This window comes from Pseudomonas sp. NFR09, assembly GCF_900111535.1.
GTDB lineage: Bacteria > Pseudomonadota > Gammaproteobacteria > Pseudomonadales > Pseudomonadaceae > Aquipseudomonas > Aquipseudomonas extremorientalis.
This window is the reverse complement of record NZ_FOIH01000011.1, coordinates 20,525-39,771: the sequence shown is the minus strand read 5'-3', so window position 1 is coordinate 39,771 and position 19,247 is coordinate 20,525. Positions and strand designations below refer to the sequence as shown.

Below are 19,247 nucleotides of genomic sequence, written 5' to 3'. Positions count from 1 at the left end.
CGAAACAAGCACATTCAAAAAGAACGCTGGAGACATAAAACCATGACTAGCCCTACCCGGCCCGACTCTACCCGTTCGAAAGTGGGGGCGGTATTTCGCGTTACTTCGGGCAACTTCCTCGAACAGTTCGACTTTTTTCTGTTCGGTTTCTACGCCACCTACATCGCTGCCGCCTTCTTCCCCGCCGCTAATGAGTTTGCGTCATTAATGATGACCTTCGCCGTATTCGGCGCAGGGTTTCTGATGCGTCCGTTGGGCGCGGTCATCCTGGGTGCCTATATCGATGACGTCGGTCGCCGCAAAGGGCTGATCGTGACCTTGTCGATCATGGCCAGCGGCACCCTGCTGATCGTGCTGGTGCCCGGTTATCACACCATCGGTTTGTGGGCACCGCTGCTGGTGCTGCTCGGTCGTTTACTGCAAGGCTTCTCGGCCGGTGCGGAACTGGGCGGTGTGTCGGTGTACCTGTCCGAAATGGCCACGCCAGGCCGCAAAGGCTTCTACACCAGCTGGCAATCCGGCAGCCAGCAGATCTCCATCGTGGTCGCCGCCGCACTGGGTTATGGCCTGAACGTGTGGATGGAGCCGGCCGTGGTGGCCGATTGGGGCTGGCGCATTCCGTTCGCCCTCGGCTGCGTGATCATCCCGTTCATTTTCATCCTGCGCCGCAACCTGCAGGAAACCGAAGAGTTCGCCAACCGCAAGCATCGCCCGACCATGCGTGAAGTGATGGCGACCCTGGTGAAAAACTGGACCGTGGTCATCGGCGGCATGCTCATGGTGGCCATGACCACTACCGCGTTCTACCTGATCACCGTGTATGCGCCGACTTTCGGCAAGACCGTGCTGCAATTGAGCACGTCCGATGCGCTGCTGGTGACCTTGCTGGTAGCCGTTTCGAACTTTGTCTGGCTGCCGATCGGCGGCACCTTGAGCGATCGTTTCGGTCGCAAGCCGGTGCTGATCGCGATGACCGTACTGACCGTTCTCACGGCTTACCCAGCGCTGTCCTACGTGGTGAACGCGCCAAGCTTCGCCCATATGCTGGAAACCCTGCTGTGGTTCTCCTTCCTCTATGGCATGTACAACGGCGCGATGATCCCGGCCCTCACCGAAATCATGCCGGTGGAAGTGCGCGTGGCGGGCTTCTCACTGGCCTATAGCCTGGCCACCGCGATCTTCGGCGGTTTCACCCCGGCGATCTCCACCTGGTTCATCCACATCACCGAAGACAAGGCCTCGCCGGCCTACTGGATGATGTTCGCCGCAGCATGCGCGCTGTGCTCGACCCTCGCGCTGTATCGTCGTGCCAACGCCCGTGGGCAAGTGATGCAGGGGGCCGCACAATGAAGGCTCTGCTCAAGACCCTGACGGCCCTGGCCCTGGGCGCACTGGCATTGTCGGCCCAGGCCGAGCAGTTGAAGGTAATGACATCGGGTGGCTTCACTGCCGCCTATAAACTGCTTGGCCCGCAATATGCCAAGCAAAGCGGCGATACCCTCGACACTATCCTCGGCCCGTCGATGGGCAAGGCGCCGGAAGCGATTCCCAACCGCCTGGCCCGAGGCGAACCCGCTGACGTGGTGATCATGGTCGGCTACGCCCTGGATGACTTGATCAAGCAAGGCAAGGTCGACCCGGCCTCCCGCGTGGAACTGGCAGACTCGCGCATCGGCCTGGTGGTAAAAGCCGGCGCCGTCAAACCGGCCATCGGCACCGATGCCGAATTGAAAGCCACCCTGAGCAAAGCCAAGTCGGTCGCCTATTCGGACAGCGCCAGCGGTGTATACGTCGAGAAAGAGTTGTTCAAGAAGCTCGGCATGCCCGCCAAAGGCACCATGATCGAACGCCAGCCGGTGGCCGAACAGGTGGCCAAGGGTGACTACGAAGTCGGCCTGCAACAGGTGGCGGAATTGTTGCCGGTGCCAGGTGTGACCTTCGTCGGCAAGATCCCGGAAGATGTGCAATCGGTGACGCGCTTTGCCGCCGGCATTCCGGTCAACGCGCAACACCCGGAGCAGGCCAAGGCGTTGTTGCAATTCCTGGCCTCACCCCAGGCGCAACCGGTGGTGCAATCCACCGGCCTGGACTCGGTGTCACGCTGAGCGAAACGGCATCTCCCGCAATAACCGCTCCAACTCCAGCGCCGCTGGCGGCAATGTCCGCCCGCGGCGTTTTATCAAGCCCACGTTGCGCATCACCTGCGGTTCCACCAGCGGCACGCCGACCAGGATCGGGTGCTCCAGGGCCGGCATCGCAATCGATGGCACCATCGCCACGCCCAATCCCGCCTCCACCAGGCCGATCATGGTAGTCACATGGTGCGTCTCGCAGACACTCGGCTTTTTCACCCGTATGCCGCGCAAGGCCTGGTCAAGCAGGAGGCGGTTGCCGGAGGTCTTGTCCAGGGTGATGTAATCATGTTCGCAGGCCTCGGCCCAGCTCACGCTGTCGCGCTGGGCCAGCGGGTGATCGCGGCGACAGGCCAGCACGTAGCGCTCCTGCAACAACAGTTCGAATTCCACTTCCTCGGCCAGGCTGCCGCTGAAACTCAAGCCGAAATCCGCTTCGCCACTCTCCACCGCGCTGCACACCTCGCCGGCACTGGTATCCAGCACCCGCAAGCGGATCTTCGGGTACAGCTTGCGGAATTCGGAGATCACGTGGGGCATGAAGTAGTACGCGGTGGACGGCACGCAGGCGACAGTGACATTGCCCATGCGCGTGGACGCGACGTTGCTGATGCCCATCAGCGCCACGTCGAGGTCGTCAAGCATGCGTTCGACTTGTGGCAAAAACGTACGGCCCACCATGGTCAGGCTGACCCGCCGGGTAGTGCGTTCGAACAGCTTCACATCAAGGGCGGTTTCGAGCTTTTCGATGCGCCGGCTGAGGGCCGGTTGCGAGATGCGGATGGCCTCGGCGGCGCCACGGAAACTGCCCTTGTCTACCACGGCGCGGAAGGCCTGGAGGTCGTTGAGGTCGAAGTTGATGATCACGGGAGGGCCAATATGGTCGAAGTGGCGGGCATTATCGTACGCGAGCCGCAGGGTCGCCATCTGTGCGTGACCGATACGCCGTTAAATGACCCGCGTCACTGGCCAAACAGAAGGCCCAAACTATAGTCCCCCAGGGCACTTTTTAAAGTGACGGCCCCCCTGAACGAATCCGCTTGAAACAATTCCAAACAGCTCAATTTAGTATAGATTGCGCGCACCGCATCAATGGCATTCAAGGAGGTTACCGTGGCAACTCTGCAAACGAACACAATCCAGGCCCTGCAAGCTAATCGCAGCACTCTCCTTGATCAATGGAAAGCCAGTCTCGAAGCCTCGGGGGCCACGCGCAATATCAAGCCTGACGACGTGCAAACACAGACCGCCGAGTTCCTGGCTCTGCTGACTGAAGCCCTGCAAAATGGCGGTTCGCAGCACATCGATCATGAAAACTGGGCACAAACCCGCCTATTCCTGGAAAAGCTCTCCCACACCCGCGCCCTCGCCGGCCAGGACTCCCAGCAGACCGCCAGCTTCATTTTTGTCCTCAAGGGCCCGCTGTTCACGCTGTTGCAGCGTGAATATGCCGACCAACCGGCACAATTGGCCGAACAACTGCTGACAGTCTCCGAGCTGCTCGACGCCCTGGGCATGCACACCATCCGCACCTTCCAGAAATCCCGCGAGTCGGTGATCAAGCGCCAGCAGGAAGAGTTGCTGGAGCTGTCCACGCCGGTGGTCAAGTTGTGGGAAGGCGTCCTGGCCCTGCCGATGATCGGCACCCTGGATTCGCAACGCACCCAGGTGGTGATGGAATCGCTGCTGCAACGCATCGTCGACACCGGCGCGGAAATCGCGATCATCGACATTACCGGCGTACCGACCGTCGACACCCTGGTCGCCCAGCACCTGCTCAAAACCGTCACGGCCATCCGCTTGATGGGTGCCGACTGCATCATCAGTGGCGTACGCCCGCAAATCGCGCAGACCATCGTGCACCTGGGTCTCGACCTGCAAGGCGTGGTCACCAAGGCCAACCTGGCCGATGCGCTGGCACTCTCCCTCAAACGCTTAGGCGTTACCGTCACCAAGGCCGTTTAAGCATGGAACGCATCCCTATTTTGCAGATGGGCGAGTTCCTGCTCGTGACCATCCAGGTGGACATGCACGACCAACTCGCGCTGACCCTGCAGGACGACCTGTCCGAGCGCATCAGCCGTACCTCCGCCCGCGGTGTGCTGATCGATATCTCGGCGCTGGACATGGTCGACTCGTTCATCGGACGCATGATCGGCACCATCTCCGGCCTGTCGCGCATCATGGATGCCCAGACGGTATTGGTCGGCATGCAACCGGCCGTGGCCATTACGCTGGTGGAACTGGGCATGACCCTGCCTGGCGTGGCGACGGCGTTGAATGTCGAGCGCGGCATGAAACTGCTGCGCGACCGGGTAGAACACTCATGACCCAAGCCAGCAATGGCACCCACCCGGTGCTGATCGAACAGGACGTCGTGCTGGCTCGACAACTCGTACGCAAACTGGCCCAGGACTGCGGCATGCGCCTGATCGACCTGACCAAGCTGGTCACGGCGGTCAGCGAGTTGGCGCGCAACACAGTGGTCTATGGCAAGGGTGGCTACATGGACTGGGCGGTGGTCGAAAAAGACCACCGACCCGGCCTGCGCCTGACCTTTCGCGATGAAGGCCCGGGCATTCCCGACCTGAAACTGGCAATGACCGACGGCTGGACCTCCGGCAGCGGCCTGGGCCTGGGGCTCACCGGGGCCAAGCGCCTGGTGGATGAATTTGAACTGGAGACCGCGCCAGGCCAGGGCACCCGCGTGACGATCACCCGATGGGCCTGAACATTCCCAGTGCCTTGACGCATGTGCTGCTGATTGAAGACCCCAGCCAGGTCGGCCACGCCCGCCGCACGGCGCAGCAACTCGCCGAGCAATTGGGCTTCGACGACACCGATGCCGGGCGCGTGGCCCTGGTGGCCACCGAACTGGCCAGCAATGTCCTCAAGCATGCCGAACATGGCCAACTGCACCTGCGCACCACCGGTAATGGCGGCCTCGAACTGATCGCCATCGACCGTGGCCAAGGCTTCGACCTGAACAGCTGCCTGGTGGACGGTTACTCTACCGGGGGCACCCAAGGGATTGGCCTGGGTGCGATTTCGCGCCTGGCCCAGGTATTCGATGCCTACGCCAATCCACGCGGAACGGCGATCCTGGCCAGGCTGTATCCACGCGGCTCAGTGGCAAAGGACATTCGCTACGGGGTCAGCCAGCACTCACTGCATGATGATCCGCATTGCGGCGATGCCTGGCACCTGGCAATCGAACCCGGTGGTTTCAGTGTGATGGTGGCCGATGGACTGGGCCATGGCGAATATGCCGAGCAAGCCGCCCGGGCAGGTGAGGTGGTATTTGCCCAGAATGCCTTCCTGGATTCGACGGTGCTGATGAACGATCTGCACATTGCCATGAACGGCACCCGCGGTGGCGCCCTCGCCGTGGCCCAATACGATGCCCAGGCCGATAACCTGAGGTTTACCGGCGTGGGCAATATTGGCGCCAGCCTGATCGGGCCGGAAAAGTCCCGTGGCCTGGCCTCCCATCCCGGGATCGTCGGCGTGCAGTTTCGCAAGGCACATGCCTTCGACTACGCTCAAGTGGGCGGCCAGTTGCTGATCCTCTACAGCGACGGCCTGCAGTCACGCTGGAACCTGTCGGACTACCCCGGGCTCGTCCACCGCCACCCTGCCCTGATCGCCGCCGTCCTGCACCGTGACTTCTGTCGCGGCCGGGATGACGTCACGGTCTTCGTGATTGCCCTGGAGGCCATTGATGGCTGACACCCCTGCCGCGCTCGCCGCTGAAATCCAACGCCTTCGCCTGGAGGCGGACGCCCTGCGTTCCGAGCTGGACGAAACCAACCAGGGCGTGCTGGCGCTGTATGCCGAACTGGACACCCAGGCCGACCAACTGCGCCAGGCGTCGGACCTCAAGAGCCGCTTCCTGTCCTACATGAGCCATGAGTTCCGCACGCCGCTGGGCTCGATCCTGAGCATCACCAGCCTGCTGGCCGATGAGCTGGATGGCCCGTTGAGCGAGGAACAGCACACCCAGGTCGGCTTCATTCGCAACTCGGCCCGCGAACTGCGCGAGATGGTCGATGACCTGTTGGACCTGGCGAAGATCGAGGCCGGACGTATCAGCATTTCCCCGGCCTGGTTCGATATGTTCGACCTGTTCTCGGCGTTGCGCGGCATGTTCCGGCCGATTGTCGATGCGTCCTCGGTGGACCTGATCTTCGAAGAGCCCTCCGGCTTGCCCAAGCTCTACACCGATGACAAGAAACTGGCGCAGATCCTGCGCAACTTTATCTCCAACGCGCTGAAGTTCACCGCGCAGGGCGAAGTGCGGGTGTCGGCGCGCATGGAGAATGAACACGAGATACGCTTTGCGGTGCAGGACACCGGCCTGGGTATACCGGGTGAATTGCACAGCAATCTGTTCGAAGACTTTTCCCAGATTGATTCACCGTTGCAAAAGCGCCTGCGCGGCACCGGCCTGGGCCTGTCCTTGTGCAAGCGTTTCGCCGAACTGCTCGGTGGCCGGGTGGGCGTGGAAAGCACACCCGGTGTGGGCTCGCTGTTTTTTGTGGTCATTCCCTTTTCCATCGCCAGCGAGACCGTCGATGAAACGTGACATACAACTGCTGATCGTCGACGACAACGCTGCCACGCGCTATGCCCTGCGCCGACGCCTGGAGCGCCATCATTACCTGGTACTGGAAGCCGGCACGGGCCAGGAAGGGCTCGACCTGATCGCGAGGGGCAAGATCGACGCACTGATCCTGGACGTCAACCTGCCGGACATGAGCGGCTTCGACATCGTACGTGGTTTGCGTGCCAACCCGGCCACGGCCTTGCTGCCGGTGGTGCACGTTTCGGCGGCGTCCATCGAGACCGGCGACATCATCACCGGCCTGGACGCAGGCGCCGATGCCTACCTGATCCACCCGGTAGACCCCGAGGTGCTCCTGGCGACCCTGCGCACCTTGCTGCGGGTACGCGACACCGAATACGCACTGCGCGAAAGCGAGGCGCGCTTCCGGGAAATCTTCTTCAATATCAGCGCACCGATTGCGGTGATGGACGCGCAGTTGAAGGTTCACGAGTGCAACCACGCCTTCGCCCAACTGATCCACGACAACCTCAACCCGGACGCCCTGCTCGAATGCTTCGCCAGCGATCAATACAGCGTCATCCAGGAGCTGTGCCTGCGCCTCGCGGCGGGTGAACGCTGGAAGGGCACGCTGCAGATGAAGGTCGATGGGCAACTGCGCGAAACCGAATGGCAGATTTCGCCCTATGACCGCGCCGAATTGAGCCTGGTGTTTGTCGAGGACGTGACCGAACACCGCCATCGTGAACGCCACCAACAGGCCGAGCTGGCCAACGCCGCCACCCAGTTGGCACGTACGGAAGCGCAACTGCTCCAGGCCCAGAAAATGGATGCCCTGGGCAAGCTCACCGGCGGTATCGCCCACGACTTCAACAACCTGCTGACGGGCATCATCACCAGCCTGGAACTGATCAAGAAGCGCATCGAAAGCCAGCGCACCGACAAGGTCCTGGGTTATGCCGACGCGGCGCTCAGTTCAGCCCTGAGCGCCGCCGGCCTGACCAACCGTCTGCTCGCCTTCGCCCGCCAGCAGCCGCTGGACACCCGGCCGACCGATATCAACGCACATATCCGCTCGCTGGAAGAGTTGCTGGTGCGCACCATCGGCGAACACATTGCCCTGAAACTGGAGCTGACCACCAACCCCGCCGTGGCGCTGGTGGACCCGATCCAACTGGAAAGTGCGGTACTGAACCTGGTGATCAACGCGCGGGATGCACTGCCCCAGGGCGGGATTATCTGGGTGACGACTTACCCGTCGTATTCCAACGGCAACCTCAAGCTGCAAGATGGCCCGTACGTTGCCCTGTCGGTACGGGACAACGGTGTGGGCATCGAGCACAGCGTGATCGACAAGGTGTTCGACCCCTTCTTCACCACCAAACCCGTCGGCCAGGGCACCGGCCTGGGTCTGTCGACCATCTATGGCTTTGCCCGCCAGTCCGGCGGTGATGCACAGATTCGCAGCGTGACCCGCCAGGGCACCGAGGTGACCCTCATGCTCCCCGCCGCCGACGGCCCCGCCACCTTTGCCACCAAGACCGTGGCGGTGCCGGGCAACAGCAAGGGCGAACACATACTGATCGTGGAAGACATGCCCTCGGTCCGCAGTTTTGTCGCCGAGGTACTGGCGGATGCCGGCTACCGCTGCAGCCTGGCGGCCGATGGTGACGAAGCCATCGTCATCCTGAAAGCCAATGCGGGCATCGACCTGCTGCTGACGGATGTCGGCTTGCCGTACATGACTGGCCGGGAGCTGGCCGACCACGCGCGAGCCCTGAACCCCAACCTGCCGATCCTGTTCATGACCGGCTACGCCGAGAATGCGGCCAACCGCCAGAACTTCCTGGGCGAACGCATGGACCTGATCACCAAGCCTTTTCATATCGATGAGCTGCTGGAAAAGATCAGACAGGGCGTAGGGGAGCAGGGCTAGGCGCCGATAGACCGGGACACCTAACAGGGCAGGAAGCCTATCTGCTGGCGGAAGGCGGCAGCGATCCGGTGCTGGAACGCACGCGTGCCCGGGCCTCAGAAATTTTCACCGTAAAACTGCGCAGTATCACTCAATTGATCGAGCCGCGAACCTGTCAGGAATGACAGTACCGCTGGTCTTGCGACGCGTTGACGGGTGGCCGCTTCGGGACTTTGCTTAGGCATACCGCTACCGGCAATGTGTCGGCGTACAGCGGGAGACGTGGGTTTGCGAGGATACGAAGAATGAGCGGAAGACAAAACGGTACGGTGAAGTGGTTCAACAGCGAAAAAGGGTATGGGTTCATTACTCCGGAGAGCGGGCCTGACCTTTTCGTTCATTTCAGAGCGATTCAGGGGGATGGATACAAAGAATTGAAAGAGGGGCAGAAAGTCACTTTCGTAGCCGTGCAAGGTCAGAAGGGCATGCAGGCGGATGAAGTGGCCGTGCAGGTCTGATCCCCTTCGGATCAACGTTTGAGGCCCTCACTGAAGTCGCTATGTTGCACTGAAAAAGGAGAACGGCCATGCCCTGTAAAGCTCCGCGGACTGCAATCACCACCAGCAGCGAGACAGCGACCTACGATGACCAGGATATCTTCTTCCACAGCCCGTCCTTCGCCAGGGGAGGCCAGTTGCTACGCGAAGGGCAAACCGTGACCTACGAGTTGAGAAGAAGAAGCGACGGTGTGCTGGAGGCATTCAACATTCGCGTTGAGGAAGAACCCAGTACGCATTAGTGCAGCCTACGGCGTGCCATGAACCGCGTTCGCGGCACGCCTTTCACTCTTTCCTCCCCCGTACGGCCAACGCCCCACCTGCGCACGGACTGCTGCCTCGTCATGCAGTGCGTGCCAGAGCGTCGCATCGATAGCACTGATGATTACTATCGAAACGAGCGCCTGCCCGATTTTCAGTACCGGTTCCTATAATCGCCTCCAATTTCCCTCCCCCGCGCCTGGCTTCAGGCGACATTCACCCTGGAACCCAACACCATGCCAAGTGCCAGCCAAGCCCCCAGCGGCCTCCCCGAACATAATCAACAGAGCGTCAAACAGCAGTGGCTGGCGATTCTCTCGGTCGCCGTCGGTGCCTTCGCCCTGGTCACCAGTGAGTTTCTCCCGGTGGGCGTGCTCAACGACGTCGCTGCCGACCTCGGCATCAGTGCCGGCCACGCCGGCCTGATGGTGACCCTGCCCGGCATCATGGCCGCCCTCGCCGCCCCATTGCTGTCGGTGATCATTGGCGCCATGGACCGCCGCTACCTGCTGATCGGCCTGACGCTGATCATGATCATTGCCAACATGGTCGTGGCGTTCGCCAGTGACTTCAGCCTGCTGCTGTTCGGCCGCGTGCTGCTGGGCATCAGTATCGGCGGTTTCTGGGCGACGGCCATCGCCCTCAGCGGCCGCCTGGCGCCCAAGGGAGTGGACGTCGCCAAGGCCACCTCGATCATCATGATGGGCGTGACCCTGGCCACCGTACTGGGCGTGCCGGTCGGTACCTGGCTCAGTGGCTTGATGGGTTGGCGCATGACGTTCCTGGTCACCGCGCTGGTGGGTATCCCGGTGTTGTTGGCGCAGGTCCTCCTGCTGCCCCGGCTGGACCCGGAGAAAGCCATTCTCGTGCGCGACCTGCCCGCCTTGTTCATCAACCCACGGGCTCGGGTCGGGTTGATCGCGGTATTGCTGATCGGGTTGGCACACTTTGCTGCGTACACCTATGTCGCACCGTTCTTTAAATACAGCTCCGGTTTCGACGGCCCAACGATTGGTTCACTGTTGCTGCTCTTTGGCGTGGCTGGGGTATTCGGAAATATTTTTGCCGGTTTTGCCGCCAACCGCAGCGTACGCCACACCTTGATGCTGGTTGCACTGATGATCGGCACCAGCACCGCCCTTTTCCCTTACTTCGCCACCGGCATGACCGGCGCAGCGATGCTGATCGGCCTGTGGGGCTTTGCCTTCGGCGCCTTCCCGGCCTGTGCAAGTATCTGGATGTTCGTGGTCGCGCCCAAGGATGTCGAACGCGGCATGCCGCTGTTCGTCGCCTTGTTCCAGGTGATCATTGCCCTGGGTTCGTTCTTTGGCGGGCGGATCGTCGACCAGATGGGCAGCTCGGTGTTGTTGAGCCTGGCCACGGCCTTGGTCGGCGTCGGTTTTATGACCGTGCTGGTGCTGGGGCGGAATGTAAGCAATAGCCTGGCGGCCCAACCCGCCTGAGCGAAGAGTGCCCACCCAAAAAGCCTGCTGAGCCTTAAGCCCAGCAGGCTTTTTTATTTTCAATGTCCCAACGACCGTCACAGCGATGGAAAAGCCTGGTAATGAGAATTCGCACAATGAATCTTGTGCCCCCAGGCCCCTGGGCTAGCCTGAAAAAGTCGCCGCCGTGGCGACAGACTGCCAAGGAGGTTATATGCCAGCTAGATATCGTGATGCGGTCACAGGGGAGTACGTGACAGAGGCTGAGGCAAAGAAGAGGCCTAGGGAGACGGTGAAGGAGACGGATAAAAAGCCGCCGTCAAAGCCCAGGGGCAAGAAGCAGGGTCACGCTTGAAGGCTTGCTGGCTACAGCGAAGGAACGATTACATTCCAAAATGAAAAAGCCCCGTAGCTTACTCGGCTACGGGGCTTTTTCTATGTAATGGCGGAGAGATAGGGATTCGAACCCTAGGTACCGGTGAAGGTACAACGGATTTCGAATCCGTCCCATTCGGCCACTCTGGCATCTCTCCAACGGCGCGCATCATAACAGCATGATTCGTGGATGCAAAGCGCCGAAGCGATTTTTTTCCGTGCTATCAGATGCTTGCGTCGATTAAAGCGGTACGCCGAGACGATTGGCGACTTCTTCGTAGGCTTCGATCACGTCACCGAGGCCCTGGCGGAAGCGGTCTTTGTCCATCTTCTTCTTGGTGTCCTTGTCCCACAGGCGGCAGCCGTCCGGACTGAATTCGTCGCCCAGAACGATGGAGCCGTCGTGGAACACGCCGAACTCGAGCTTGAAGTCCACCAGCAGCAGGCCGGCGGCGTCGAACAGCTTGCTCAGCACGTCGTTGACCTTGAGGGACAGCTCCTTCATGCGCGCCAGTTGCTCAGCGGTACCCCAGCCGAATGCCACGACGTGGGATTCGTTGATGAACGGGTCGCCCTTGGCGTCGTCCTTCAGGAACAGTTCGAAGGTGTACGGATTGAGCTTGAGGCCCTCTTCCACGCCCAGGCGCTTGACCAGGCTGCCGGCGGCGTAGTTACGCACGACGCATTCAACCGGGATCATGTCGAGCTTCTTGACCAGGCACTCGTTGTCGCCCAGCAGTTTGTCGAATTGGGTCGGGATGCCGGCCGCTTCGAGCTTCTGCATGATGAAGGCGTTGAACTTGTTGTTCACCATGCCTTTGCGATCAAGTTGTTCGATGCGTTTGCCGTCGAACGCCGAGGTGTCGTTGCGAAACAGCAGGATCAGGCGGTTGGCGTCGTCGGTCTTGTACACCGACTTGGCTTTGCCGCGGTAGAGTTCTTCACGTTTTTCCATGATGGGCTCCGCTTGCTAAATGGTGGGCTAGGCGATGTGTCGCCAGTCGAGCCCTGAATCTTGATCGGCCAGTTGCAGCCAGTCCGGGTCGCACCCGAGGGTGTCGACAAAACATTGCCGGGCCAGCTGCGGCAGGTTGTTCTTGCTGCTCAGGTGGGCCAGGACCAGGTGTTGCAAGTCTTGCCAGCCCAACTCATACACCAGGTACGCCGCCTGGTGGTTGTTCAAATGTCCCAGTTCGCCGCCCACCCGCTGCTTGAGGAAGTAGGGGTAATGACCACGGGCCAGCAGGTCTCGGCAATGGTTGGACTCGATCATCAAAGCATCGAGGTTCCGGTAGCCGTCCAACACCTTAGCGCAGTAGGAGCCCAGGTCGGTCAGTACGCCGAAGCGCCGCTCACCGTCACTGAAGACATACTGCGTCGGCTCCTGGGCGTCATGCGCCACGGCAATCACGTCGATGCTCAAGGCGCCGATTTGCAACTGCTCGCCACCGGCCAGGAAACCTGCGGGTTCAATGGGTTTGCGCATCCCGCGCAAGGTGCCGCGACTGAGGTACACCGGGAGATTGTAGCGCCGAGACAGCAAACCCACGCCATGCACGTGGTCGGCATGTTCGTGGGTTACCAGAATCGCGCTCAGCTGCGCGGGGTGAACCCCCAGGCGCAGCAGGCGCCGCTCGGTTTCTTTTAACGAGAAACCACAATCCACCAGCACATACGTGTCGTCATGTGCGACCAGCGTGCCGTTCCCTTGGCTACCGCTGCCGAGAACGGCAAAACGCATCGGATCAGCCCAGGTTGTCCTGAATCACGCCCAACACTTTGCGCGCTGTTTCAGCTGGCGCAACGGTATTGATGTTCTTCTCGACGGTGACCTGCACGCTGTCGCCCACCTTGCTCAAACGAACCTGGTAACGCTCGGCGCGGGTCTCGATCTCTTCCTTGGTCGGCTTGCTGCCGAACAGTTTGCCGAAGAAACCAGGCTCGTCGTCTTTACGCTCGGCCTTTTCCGCCACGTTGATGTAGTACAGGCCCAGGCTGCGGTTGATGTCTTCAACGCGCCAAGGGCCCTGCTCCAACGCGCGGCCAACACTGGCCCATGCACGGTCGAGGTCTTCACCCAGGTTCAGCACCACGTTGCCGCTGCCGTCTTCGGTGAGGCTGACGCGGCTCGGGGTGTCGTAATCACGGGCGGCGAGCAGGGAAACCGAACCACCCTTCTCGGAGATACGGCTCATGCTGGCCAGCATCTCGTCGACCAGCGCCGAGTCGACACCGGTGTTAACCGAGCGGTTGGTGAAGTCAACGTTGGCGGTGCTGCCGGCCGGGCGCTCGGCGCTGACCACGTAGACCTCACTGGTATTGCGCTGTACGCCTGGCTCGATGCGCACACGCACGCGGGCTTCGCTGTCGGCGGCTACGCCACCGGCCTGCAAGCGCTTGGCCATGGTGGCGGACAGCTCGCTGCCCTGCTGCCATGCGGTGGTGAACTCACCGGTCTGCGGGCGCTGCTCGTCCAGGCGGAAACCGTTGTCCTGGAAGAACTGCACGGCCACCGGCCAGACTTCGGCAGGTGGGCGTTGTGCCACGATCCAGCGCGAGTCGCCGCTCTTCTGCAGGCTGTAGTCGCTGGCATCCGCCACCGCCGAGATCGGCTGTGGCCGCGGCACCACATACTCACCCTTGGTGGTGTCGTCGGCGACGTTGCGCGGGATCGGCAGCAACGGGTCAAGGCGCTTGGCGACGTTGACGCCCGGCGGCAATTCCATCGGTTTGGTGGGTTGTGCTTCCAGGTAATCGCTGCCGCGGTCACGGAAGTAGCCTTCCGGGCCCCAGATCCAACCGCAGCCACTGGTGCTGGAGATAATCAAGGCAAGTGCGGAAAGTCCGGCCAATCGCTTCATGCGTAGTGCTTCCTCAATTAAACCAGGACGCCGGACTGGCGCAGGGCCTGTCGCAGCGGTTCGTGACAGGCTTCGCTGAGACGGGTGAGCGGCAGACGGATACCGCCCGGCATCATGCCCATTTCAGTCAGTGCCCATTTCACGGGAATAGGGTTGGATTCGATAAACAGTGTCTTGTTGAGCGGCATCAGCTTCTCGTGGATCGCGCGGGCGGTCACGGCGTCGCCTGCGATGGCGGCGGCACACATTTCGCTCATGGCGCGGGGGGCCACGTTGGCGGTCACGGAGATGTTGCCCTTGCCGCCCAGCAGGATCAGCTCGACAGCGGTGGCGTCGTCACCGGAATACACCAGGAAATCGCTGTTCACGCCGGCCAGGATGTCCTTGGCGCGCTGCAGGTCACCGGTGGCTTCCTTGATACCGATGATGTTCGGCACGGTCGACAGGCGGATCACGGTCTCGGCCTTCATGTCGCACGCGGTGCGACCCGGTACGTTATAGAGGATCTGCGGGATATCGACCGCTTCGGCAATGGCGCGGAAATGCTGGTACAGGCCTTCCTGGGTCGGCTTGTTGTAGTACGGGGTCACCAGCAGGCAGGCGTCGGCGCCGGCCTTCTTGGCGTTTTTGGTCAGCTCGATGGCTTCACGCGTCGAGTTGGCGCCCGTACCGGCGATCACGGCAATACGGCCGGCAACACGCTTGACCACGAATTCGATGACCTGGATATGTTCTTCCACGTCGAGGGTAGCCGATTCACCGGTGGTGCCGACCGCCACGATGGCATTGGTGCCTTCTTGCAGGTGGAAGTCCACCAGTTTGCCCAGGCTGTCCCAGTCGAGATGACCTTGTGCATCCATGGGTGTGACCAGTGCCACCATACTGCCCGCAATCATGCAACCGCTCCTGCCGGAAAAAGAGAGCCGTAATGGTACTGGCGCCAAGATGCTTGCACAAGCGAAGTACCGCCTGAGGATGCGTTCTGCCGCAACTAAACGACGGGCAATGCCATCATTGGACGAAAGCATGCCCTGAAGCACGCTGAAATCGGACTGATCACGCAATGAAAACGCCACCTCCTATCCCTTGGCGACGGTTTTCGCTACCCTTCATCCTTTGATCGATACAGCCCACACGGTATCGACCGCTCATCGTTTTAGGAAGGCTGCATGTCCACCCCCACAGTTCGCGAACAATTCCTTGTTATCAGTGCCCTCGGCGCCAACCCCATGGAGCTGACCAACGTCCTGTGCCGCGCCAGCCATGAAAACCGCTGCGCCGTCGTGACCTCCCGCCTGACCCGCCACGGCGAGTGCAGCGCGCTGGTCCTGCAGATCTCCGGCACCTGGGATGCCCTGGCGCGCCTGGAGACCGGCCTGCCAGGCCTGGCCAAGAAGCATGACTTCACCGTCAACGTGGTGCGCAGCGCAGCCCTGGAGAATCGTCCCCAGGCCCTGCCGTATGTGGCTTACGTCAGCTCCGCCTACCGCTCGGACATCGTCAATGAGCTGTGCCAGTTCTTCATCGACCACAACGTCGAGCTGGAGAACCTGACCTGCGACACCTACCAGGCCCCGCAAACCGGCGGCACCATGCTGAACGCCACGTTTACCGTGACCCTGCCGGCCGGCGTGCAGATCAGCTGGTTGCGCGACCAGTTCCTGGATTTCGCCGATGCCTTGAACCTCGACGCCTTGATCGAGCCATGGCGCCCACAGAACCCAATGTAAGGAAGTTTTCATGGCGGTAGTCATCGACAAACCCGTAGCCGATTTCGAAGCCCAGGCCACCAGCGGCCAGACCTTCAGCCTCGCCGCCCTCAAGGGCAGGCAAGTGGTGATCTACTTCTACCCGAAGGACAGCACGCCGGGCTGCACCACCGAAGGCCAGGGCTTTCGTGATCAGTACGCAGCGTTCAAGGCGGCCAATACCGAGGTGTTTGGCGTGTCGCGTGACAGCGTGAAGTCCCACGAGAACTTCAAGGGCAAACAGGAGTTTCCCTTCGAGCTGATCAGTGACAAGGATGAAGCGGTTTGCCAGCTGTTTGATGTGATCAAGTTGAAGAAGCTGTACGGCAAGGAATACCTCGGCGTGGATCGCAGCACCTTCCTGATCGACAAGGATGGCGTGCTGCGCCAGGAATGGCGTGGTGTGAAGGTGCCGGGCCATGTGGATGCCGTGCTGGCGGCGGCGCAGGCCTTGAACAAAGCCTGAGACGCAGCAGACTTTTGTATGAGCGGGCTTGTCCCGCTCACTACAGAAGCGGCGCCACGACAGGCTCCTGCCGCGGCCACGCGTCCAGCACCGCCTTGAACAGCGTTGCCAGCGGGATCGCAAAAAACACGCCCCAGAATCCCCATAACCCACCGAACAACAGCACCGCGCAGATGATCGCCACCGGGTGCAGGTTGACTGCCTCTGAGAACAACAGCGGCACCAGCACATTGCCATCCAGGGTCTGGATAATCCCGTAAACCGCCATCAGGTAGATGAACTGGTCGCTCCAGCCCCACTGGAACAAGGCGATCAAGGTCACGGGCACCGTCACCACCACGGCGCCGACGTAGGGCACTACCACCGAAATCCCCACCAGCAAGGCCAACAAGGCTGCGTAGTTCAGGTCCAGGGCGATGAAGGCGATGTAGGTCACGCCCCCGCAGATAATGATCTCGATGACCTTGCCGCGAATGTAGTTGGCGATCTGCCGGTTCATTTCCTCCGCCACCCGGGTGATCAGCGCGCGCTCGCGCGGCAGGTAGCCTCGCACCCAGCGACCGATCATGGCGCGGTCCTTGAGGAAGAAGAACACCAGGATCGGCACCAGCACCAGGTAGATCATGATGTTGACCAGCAGCGGCAGGCTGGACAGAGAAAAGGTCAGCGCCCATTGCCCGAACTTTCCGATCTCGCCGCGCGCCACTTCGATGGCTTGCAGCACCTGTTCGTCCGACACCAAATGCGGGTAGCGCTCCGGCAACAACAGCAACAGCGACTGCCACTTGGCGAGCATGCCGGGCAGTTCATTGAACAGGGTGATCAACTGATGCCATAGCAACGGCAATACCACCACGATAAACAGCACCAACAAGCTCATGAACAAGGCGAACACCAGCCCTACCGCCGCCCCACCCGGCAGGTGCAGGCGCTCTAGCGTAGTGACCAGGCCCTGCATCAGGTAAGCCAGCACCATCCCCGCCAATACCGGCGCCAGCATGCCGCCCAAGGTGAGTACGGCCGTAAAGGCCAGAAACAGCAGGACTGCCAGCACCACCGCCTCCTCATCGGAGAAGTAGCGCTGGATCCAGTCTCGTAACACTTTGAACATCAATCAACCTCGGGTGATAGGGCAAACGATTCAGGCCTTGCGCAACCAGTAACGGTACACACCGGCGGCGTCTTCTTCATGCAGCAGCGTGTGGCCGGCCAGCTTGGCAAACGTACGGAAATCACGCTGGGAGCCGGCGTCCGTAGCGATCACCTTGAGCACTGCGCCACTGCTCAGACGGTTGAGTTCCAGCTTGGCCTTGAGCAAAGGCAGCGGGCAATTGAGGCCGCTGGCATCGAGTTCGGCATCAAAGGCTACAGCGTTGGTCATGGTTTACTCCGGGCAAGCGTTGAGAGTGCTTAGAATATCTGGTCCGAAGCTCAGTGTCCGGCTACAGTAAGCTCTTTGTCGAAAGGCTCTGTGCATGACTTTTTTGCGCCCCACCCTGCTGACGCTGGCTTGCCTGCTGGCCTCCCCAGGCTTCGCCGACGACCTGCCGTCACTTGGCGACGCCAGTTCTGCCATTGTCTCGCCGCAACAGGAATACCAACTGGGCCGCGCGTGGCTGGCCTACCTGCGGGGCCAGGTCTCGCAACTCAACGACCCGCAGCTCAAGGACTACGTTGAAACCAGCGTGTACAAGCTGGTGGAGACCAGCCAGGTCAATGACCGACGGCTGGAATTCATCCTGATCAACAGCCCGCAACTGAACGCTTTTGCCGCACCGGGTGGCATCGTCGGGGTCAACGGCGGCCTGTTCCTCAACGCCCAGACCGAAGGGGAATATGCCTCGGTACTGGCTCACGAACTGGCGCATTTGTCCCAACGCCACTTCGCCCGTGGCGTTGAAGCGCAACAGCGCATGCAGATTCCGATGATGGCCGCCCTGCTCGGCGGCATCATTGCTGCTGCGGCGGGTGCAGGCGATGCAGGCATTGCCGCGATTGCCGGCACCCAGGCCGCGGCGATCCAGGAACAACGTCGGTTCTCTCGCCAGAACGAACAAGAGGCAGACCGTATCGGCATCCTCAACCTGGAAAAAGCCGGATATGACCCGCGCTCCATGCCGACCATGTTCGAACGCCTGATGCGCCAATACCGCTTCGACGCCAAACCGCCGGAGTTCCTGTTGACGCACCCGGTCACCGAATCGCGGATCGCCGACACCCGCAACCGCGCCGAGCAATCCAAGCCTGGCGGCAAGGAAGACAGCCTGCGTTATCAGCTCATCCGCGCGCGGGTGCAATTGCAATACGAAGACACCCCTGGCCTCGCCGCCAAGCGTTTCCAGGCGCAGCTGGACGAAAACCCGAAGAACGATGTAGCGCGCTACGGCTTGACTATCGCCCAGATCAAAGGCTCCCAATTCAAGCAGGCTCGGGAAAACCTCGCGCCGCTGCTGGCCAAGGCGCCCAACGACATCACCTACAACCTGGCGCAGATCCAGCTGGACATCGACAACAGCCGCCTGCCGGATGCCCAGCAACGCACGGATCGGATGCTCACCCAGTACCCAGGCAACTATCCGTTGAATCAGGTGCGCGTGGACCTGCTGCTCAAGCAGAACCGCACGGCGGATGCAGAAAAGGCACTGGACGGTTTGCTCAAGTCTCGCCCGGATGACCCGGACGTGTGGTACCAGGTCGCTGAGACACGCGGTTTGTCGGGCAACATCATCGGTTTGCATCAGGCCCGCGCCGAGTACTTTGCGCTGGTCGGTGATTTCCAGCAGGCCATCCAGCAATTGGATTTTGCCAAGCGTCGCGCCGGCAGCAACTTCCCGCTGTCGTCGCGCATCGATGCACGCCAGCGTGAGTTGATCGAACAGGAACGCCTGGTCAAAGGGATGATGAGCTAAACCGATCAGGCACAAAA

The 19,247-nt window shown here is 61.2% G+C and carries 21 protein-coding genes and 1 tRNA gene; 14 read left to right on the top strand and 8 right to left on the bottom strand.

Annotated features, from left to right (window positions below):
- Positions 1 to 42: 42 nt before the first annotated feature.
- Both BMX59_RS23050 and BMX59_RS23045 read left to right on the top strand, forming a co-directional pair.
- On the top strand, positions 43 to 1,350 hold the full coding sequence (locus BMX59_RS23050) for an MFS transporter (protein ID WP_071488951.1): 1,308 nt from the start codon (positions 43 to 45) through the stop codon (positions 1,348 to 1,350).
- Entirely contained in the window at positions 1,347 to 2,105 is a 759-nt protein-coding gene (locus BMX59_RS23045) for a substrate-binding domain-containing protein (RefSeq protein WP_092247250.1), read from the top strand. Before BMX59_RS23050 ends, BMX59_RS23045 begins: the two co-directional genes overlap by 4 nt.
- On the opposite strand, the gene BMX59_RS23040 is transcribed toward BMX59_RS23045, so the two are convergent.
- Positions 2,097 to 2,999 (bottom strand): LysR family transcriptional regulator, encoded by a 903-nt coding sequence (locus BMX59_RS23040; protein ID WP_092247636.1) that lies wholly within the window; start codon positions 2,997 to 2,999, stop codon positions 2,097 to 2,099. The two genes, BMX59_RS23045 and BMX59_RS23040, sit on opposite strands and share 9 nt — an antisense overlap.
- A gap of 246 nt (positions 3,000 to 3,245) precedes the next feature.
- On the opposite strand from BMX59_RS23040, the gene BMX59_RS23035 reads away from it, so the two are divergent.
- The 9 genes from BMX59_RS23035 (at position 3,246) to BMX59_RS22995 (ending at position 10,892) form a co-directional block, all read left to right on the top strand.
- Positions 3,246 to 4,097: an STAS domain-containing protein gene (locus tag BMX59_RS23035; protein WP_093126577.1), complete on the top strand. Its 852-nt coding sequence runs from the start codon at positions 3,246 to 3,248 to the stop codon at positions 4,095 to 4,097.
- A 2-nt stretch (positions 4,098 to 4,099) separates the two neighbouring features.
- Complete coding sequence (locus tag BMX59_RS23030) at positions 4,100 to 4,462, top strand: STAS domain-containing protein (RefSeq protein WP_017254285.1); 363 nt, start codon at positions 4,100 to 4,102, stop codon at positions 4,460 to 4,462.
- Positions 4,459 to 4,863, top strand: a complete 405-nt coding sequence (locus tag BMX59_RS23025; protein WP_071488948.1) for an ATP-binding protein — start codon at positions 4,459 to 4,461, stop codon at positions 4,861 to 4,863. Before BMX59_RS23030 ends, BMX59_RS23025 begins: the two co-directional genes overlap by 4 nt.
- Positions 4,854 to 5,861 (top strand): ATP-binding protein, encoded by a 1,008-nt coding sequence (locus BMX59_RS23020; RefSeq protein WP_093126065.1) that lies wholly within the window; start codon positions 4,854 to 4,856, stop codon positions 5,859 to 5,861. Before BMX59_RS23025 ends, BMX59_RS23020 begins: the two co-directional genes overlap by 10 nt.
- Positions 5,854 to 6,717 (top strand): sensor histidine kinase, encoded by an 864-nt coding sequence (locus tag BMX59_RS23015; RefSeq protein WP_071488947.1) that lies wholly within the window; start codon positions 5,854 to 5,856, stop codon positions 6,715 to 6,717. Before BMX59_RS23020 ends, BMX59_RS23015 begins: the two co-directional genes overlap by 8 nt.
- Positions 6,707 to 8,632 (top strand): response regulator, encoded by a 1,926-nt coding sequence (locus tag BMX59_RS23010; protein ID WP_093126062.1) that lies wholly within the window; start codon positions 6,707 to 6,709, stop codon positions 8,630 to 8,632. The genes BMX59_RS23015 and BMX59_RS23010 overlap by 11 nt, the downstream gene beginning before the upstream one ends.
- A 284-nt stretch (positions 8,633 to 8,916) precedes the next feature.
- Positions 8,917 to 9,129, top strand: coding sequence for a cold-shock protein (locus BMX59_RS23005; protein WP_092247236.1), 213 nt, complete (start codon positions 8,917 to 8,919; stop codon positions 9,127 to 9,129).
- 68 nt (positions 9,130 to 9,197) lie between these two features.
- Positions 9,198 to 9,410 (top strand): cold-shock protein, encoded by a 213-nt coding sequence (locus BMX59_RS23000; RefSeq protein ID WP_092247232.1) that lies wholly within the window; start codon positions 9,198 to 9,200, stop codon positions 9,408 to 9,410.
- A gap of 255 nt (positions 9,411 to 9,665) precedes the next feature.
- Positions 9,666 to 10,892, top strand: a complete 1,227-nt coding sequence (locus tag BMX59_RS22995; protein ID WP_071488945.1) for an MFS transporter — start codon at positions 9,666 to 9,668, stop codon at positions 10,890 to 10,892.
- Between the two features lie 422 nt (positions 10,893 to 11,314).
- Here BMX59_RS22995 and BMX59_RS22985 read toward each other — a convergent pair.
- The 5 genes from BMX59_RS22985 to dapA all read right to left on the bottom strand — a co-directional run bounded on the left by BMX59_RS22985 (position 11,315) and on the right by dapA (position 15,003).
- Positions 11,315 to 11,404 (bottom strand) — tRNA-Ser (locus BMX59_RS22985).
- Between the two features lie 83 nt (positions 11,405 to 11,487).
- Entirely contained in the window at positions 11,488 to 12,201 is a 714-nt protein-coding gene (gene purC, locus BMX59_RS22980) for a phosphoribosylaminoimidazolesuccinocarboxamide synthase (protein WP_093126057.1), read from the bottom strand.
- Between the two features lie 27 nt (positions 12,202 to 12,228).
- The gene (locus BMX59_RS22975) at positions 12,229 to 12,987 is read right to left on the bottom strand and encodes an MBL fold metallo-hydrolase (RefSeq protein WP_012722776.1); all 759 of its coding nucleotides are present in this window, start codon (positions 12,985 to 12,987) and stop codon (positions 12,229 to 12,231) included.
- Between the two features lie 4 nt (positions 12,988 to 12,991).
- Complete coding sequence (gene bamC / locus BMX59_RS22970) at positions 12,992 to 14,107, bottom strand: outer membrane protein assembly factor BamC (RefSeq protein ID WP_058425138.1); 1,116 nt, start codon at positions 14,105 to 14,107, stop codon at positions 12,992 to 12,994.
- 17 nt (positions 14,108 to 14,124) lie between these two features.
- Positions 14,125 to 15,003, bottom strand: a complete 879-nt coding sequence (dapA, locus tag BMX59_RS22965) for a 4-hydroxy-tetrahydrodipicolinate synthase (RefSeq protein WP_093126054.1) — start codon at positions 15,001 to 15,003, stop codon at positions 14,125 to 14,127.
- A 273-nt stretch (positions 15,004 to 15,276) separates the two neighbouring features.
- Here dapA and BMX59_RS22960 point away from each other — a divergent pair, with 273 nt between their 5' ends.
- Both BMX59_RS22960 and BMX59_RS22955 read left to right on the top strand, forming a co-directional pair.
- Positions 15,277 to 15,837: a glycine cleavage system transcriptional repressor gene (locus BMX59_RS22960; RefSeq protein ID WP_003172487.1), complete on the top strand. Its 561-nt coding sequence runs from the start codon at positions 15,277 to 15,279 to the stop codon at positions 15,835 to 15,837.
- Positions 15,838 to 15,847: 10 nt separating this feature from the next.
- A complete protein-coding gene (locus tag BMX59_RS22955) occupies positions 15,848 to 16,321 on the top strand; it encodes a peroxiredoxin (RefSeq protein WP_071488941.1) in 474 nt (157 codons plus the stop codon).
- A 40-nt stretch (positions 16,322 to 16,361) separates the two neighbouring features.
- Here BMX59_RS22955 and BMX59_RS22950 read toward each other — a convergent pair whose 3' ends face one another.
- On the bottom strand, positions 16,362 to 17,432 hold the full coding sequence (locus tag BMX59_RS22950; RefSeq protein ID WP_092247223.1) for an AI-2E family transporter: 1,071 nt from the start codon (positions 17,430 to 17,432) through the stop codon (positions 16,362 to 16,364).
- A 30-nt stretch (positions 17,433 to 17,462) separates the two neighbouring features.
- A complete protein-coding gene (locus BMX59_RS22945) occupies positions 17,463 to 17,702 on the bottom strand; it encodes a sulfurtransferase TusA family protein (protein WP_092247220.1) in 240 nt (79 codons plus the stop codon).
- Positions 17,703 to 17,796: 94 nt separating this feature from the next.
- Here BMX59_RS22945 and BMX59_RS22940 point away from each other — a divergent pair, with 94 nt between their 5' ends.
- Positions 17,797 to 19,230 carry a M48 family metalloprotease gene (locus tag BMX59_RS22940; protein WP_093126049.1) on the top strand — a complete coding sequence of 478 codons (1,434 nt, stop codon included), beginning with the start codon at positions 17,797 to 17,799 and terminating at the stop codon, positions 19,228 to 19,230.
- Positions 19,231 to 19,247: the final 17 nt, after the last annotated feature.

What these genes read in the sequence shown, in the direction of transcription:
- BMX59_RS23050 (WP_071488951.1), top strand. Translation starts at nt 43, where the DNA reads ATGACTAGCCCTACCCGGCCCGACTCTACCCGTTCGAAAGTGGGGGCG.
- BMX59_RS23045 (WP_092247250.1), top strand. Translation starts at nt 1,347, where the DNA reads ATGAAGGCTCTGCTCAAGACCCTGACGGCCCTGGCCCTGGGCGCACTG.
- BMX59_RS23030 (WP_017254285.1), top strand. Translation starts at nt 4,100, where the DNA reads ATGGAACGCATCCCTATTTTGCAGATGGGCGAGTTCCTGCTCGTGACC.
- BMX59_RS23025 (WP_071488948.1), top strand. Translation starts at nt 4,459, where the DNA reads ATGACCCAAGCCAGCAATGGCACCCACCCGGTGCTGATCGAACAGGAC.
- BMX59_RS23020 (WP_093126065.1), top strand. Translation starts at nt 4,854, where the DNA reads ATGGGCCTGAACATTCCCAGTGCCTTGACGCATGTGCTGCTGATTGAA.
- BMX59_RS23015 (WP_071488947.1), top strand. Translation starts at nt 5,854, where the DNA reads ATGGCTGACACCCCTGCCGCGCTCGCCGCTGAAATCCAACGCCTTCGC.
- BMX59_RS23010 (WP_093126062.1), top strand. Translation starts at nt 6,707, where the DNA reads ATGAAACGTGACATACAACTGCTGATCGTCGACGACAACGCTGCCACG.
- BMX59_RS23005 (WP_092247236.1), top strand. Translation starts at nt 8,917, where the DNA reads ATGAGCGGAAGACAAAACGGTACGGTGAAGTGGTTCAACAGCGAAAAA.
- BMX59_RS23000 (WP_092247232.1), top strand. Translation starts at nt 9,198, where the DNA reads ATGCCCTGTAAAGCTCCGCGGACTGCAATCACCACCAGCAGCGAGACA.
- BMX59_RS22995 (WP_071488945.1), top strand. Translation starts at nt 9,666, where the DNA reads ATGCCAAGTGCCAGCCAAGCCCCCAGCGGCCTCCCCGAACATAATCAA.
- purC (WP_093126057.1), bottom strand. Translation starts at nt 12,201, where the DNA reads ATGGAAAAACGTGAAGAACTCTACCGCGGCAAAGCCAAGTCGGTGTAC.
- BMX59_RS22975 (WP_012722776.1), bottom strand. Translation starts at nt 12,987, where the DNA reads ATGCGTTTTGCCGTTCTCGGCAGCGGTAGCCAAGGGAACGGCACGCTG.
- bamC (WP_058425138.1), bottom strand. Translation starts at nt 14,107, where the DNA reads ATGAAGCGATTGGCCGGACTTTCCGCACTTGCCTTGATTATCTCCAGC.
- dapA (WP_093126054.1), bottom strand. Translation starts at nt 15,003, where the DNA reads ATGATTGCGGGCAGTATGGTGGCACTGGTCACACCCATGGATGCACAA.
- BMX59_RS22960 (WP_003172487.1), top strand. Translation starts at nt 15,277, where the DNA reads ATGTCCACCCCCACAGTTCGCGAACAATTCCTTGTTATCAGTGCCCTC.
- BMX59_RS22955 (WP_071488941.1), top strand. Translation starts at nt 15,848, where the DNA reads ATGGCGGTAGTCATCGACAAACCCGTAGCCGATTTCGAAGCCCAGGCC.
- BMX59_RS22950 (WP_092247223.1), bottom strand. Translation starts at nt 17,432, where the DNA reads ATGTTCAAAGTGTTACGAGACTGGATCCAGCGCTACTTCTCCGATGAG.
- BMX59_RS22945 (WP_092247220.1), bottom strand. Translation starts at nt 17,702, where the DNA reads ATGACCAACGCTGTAGCCTTTGATGCCGAACTCGATGCCAGCGGCCTC.
- BMX59_RS22940 (WP_093126049.1), top strand. Translation starts at nt 17,797, where the DNA reads ATGACTTTTTTGCGCCCCACCCTGCTGACGCTGGCTTGCCTGCTGGCC.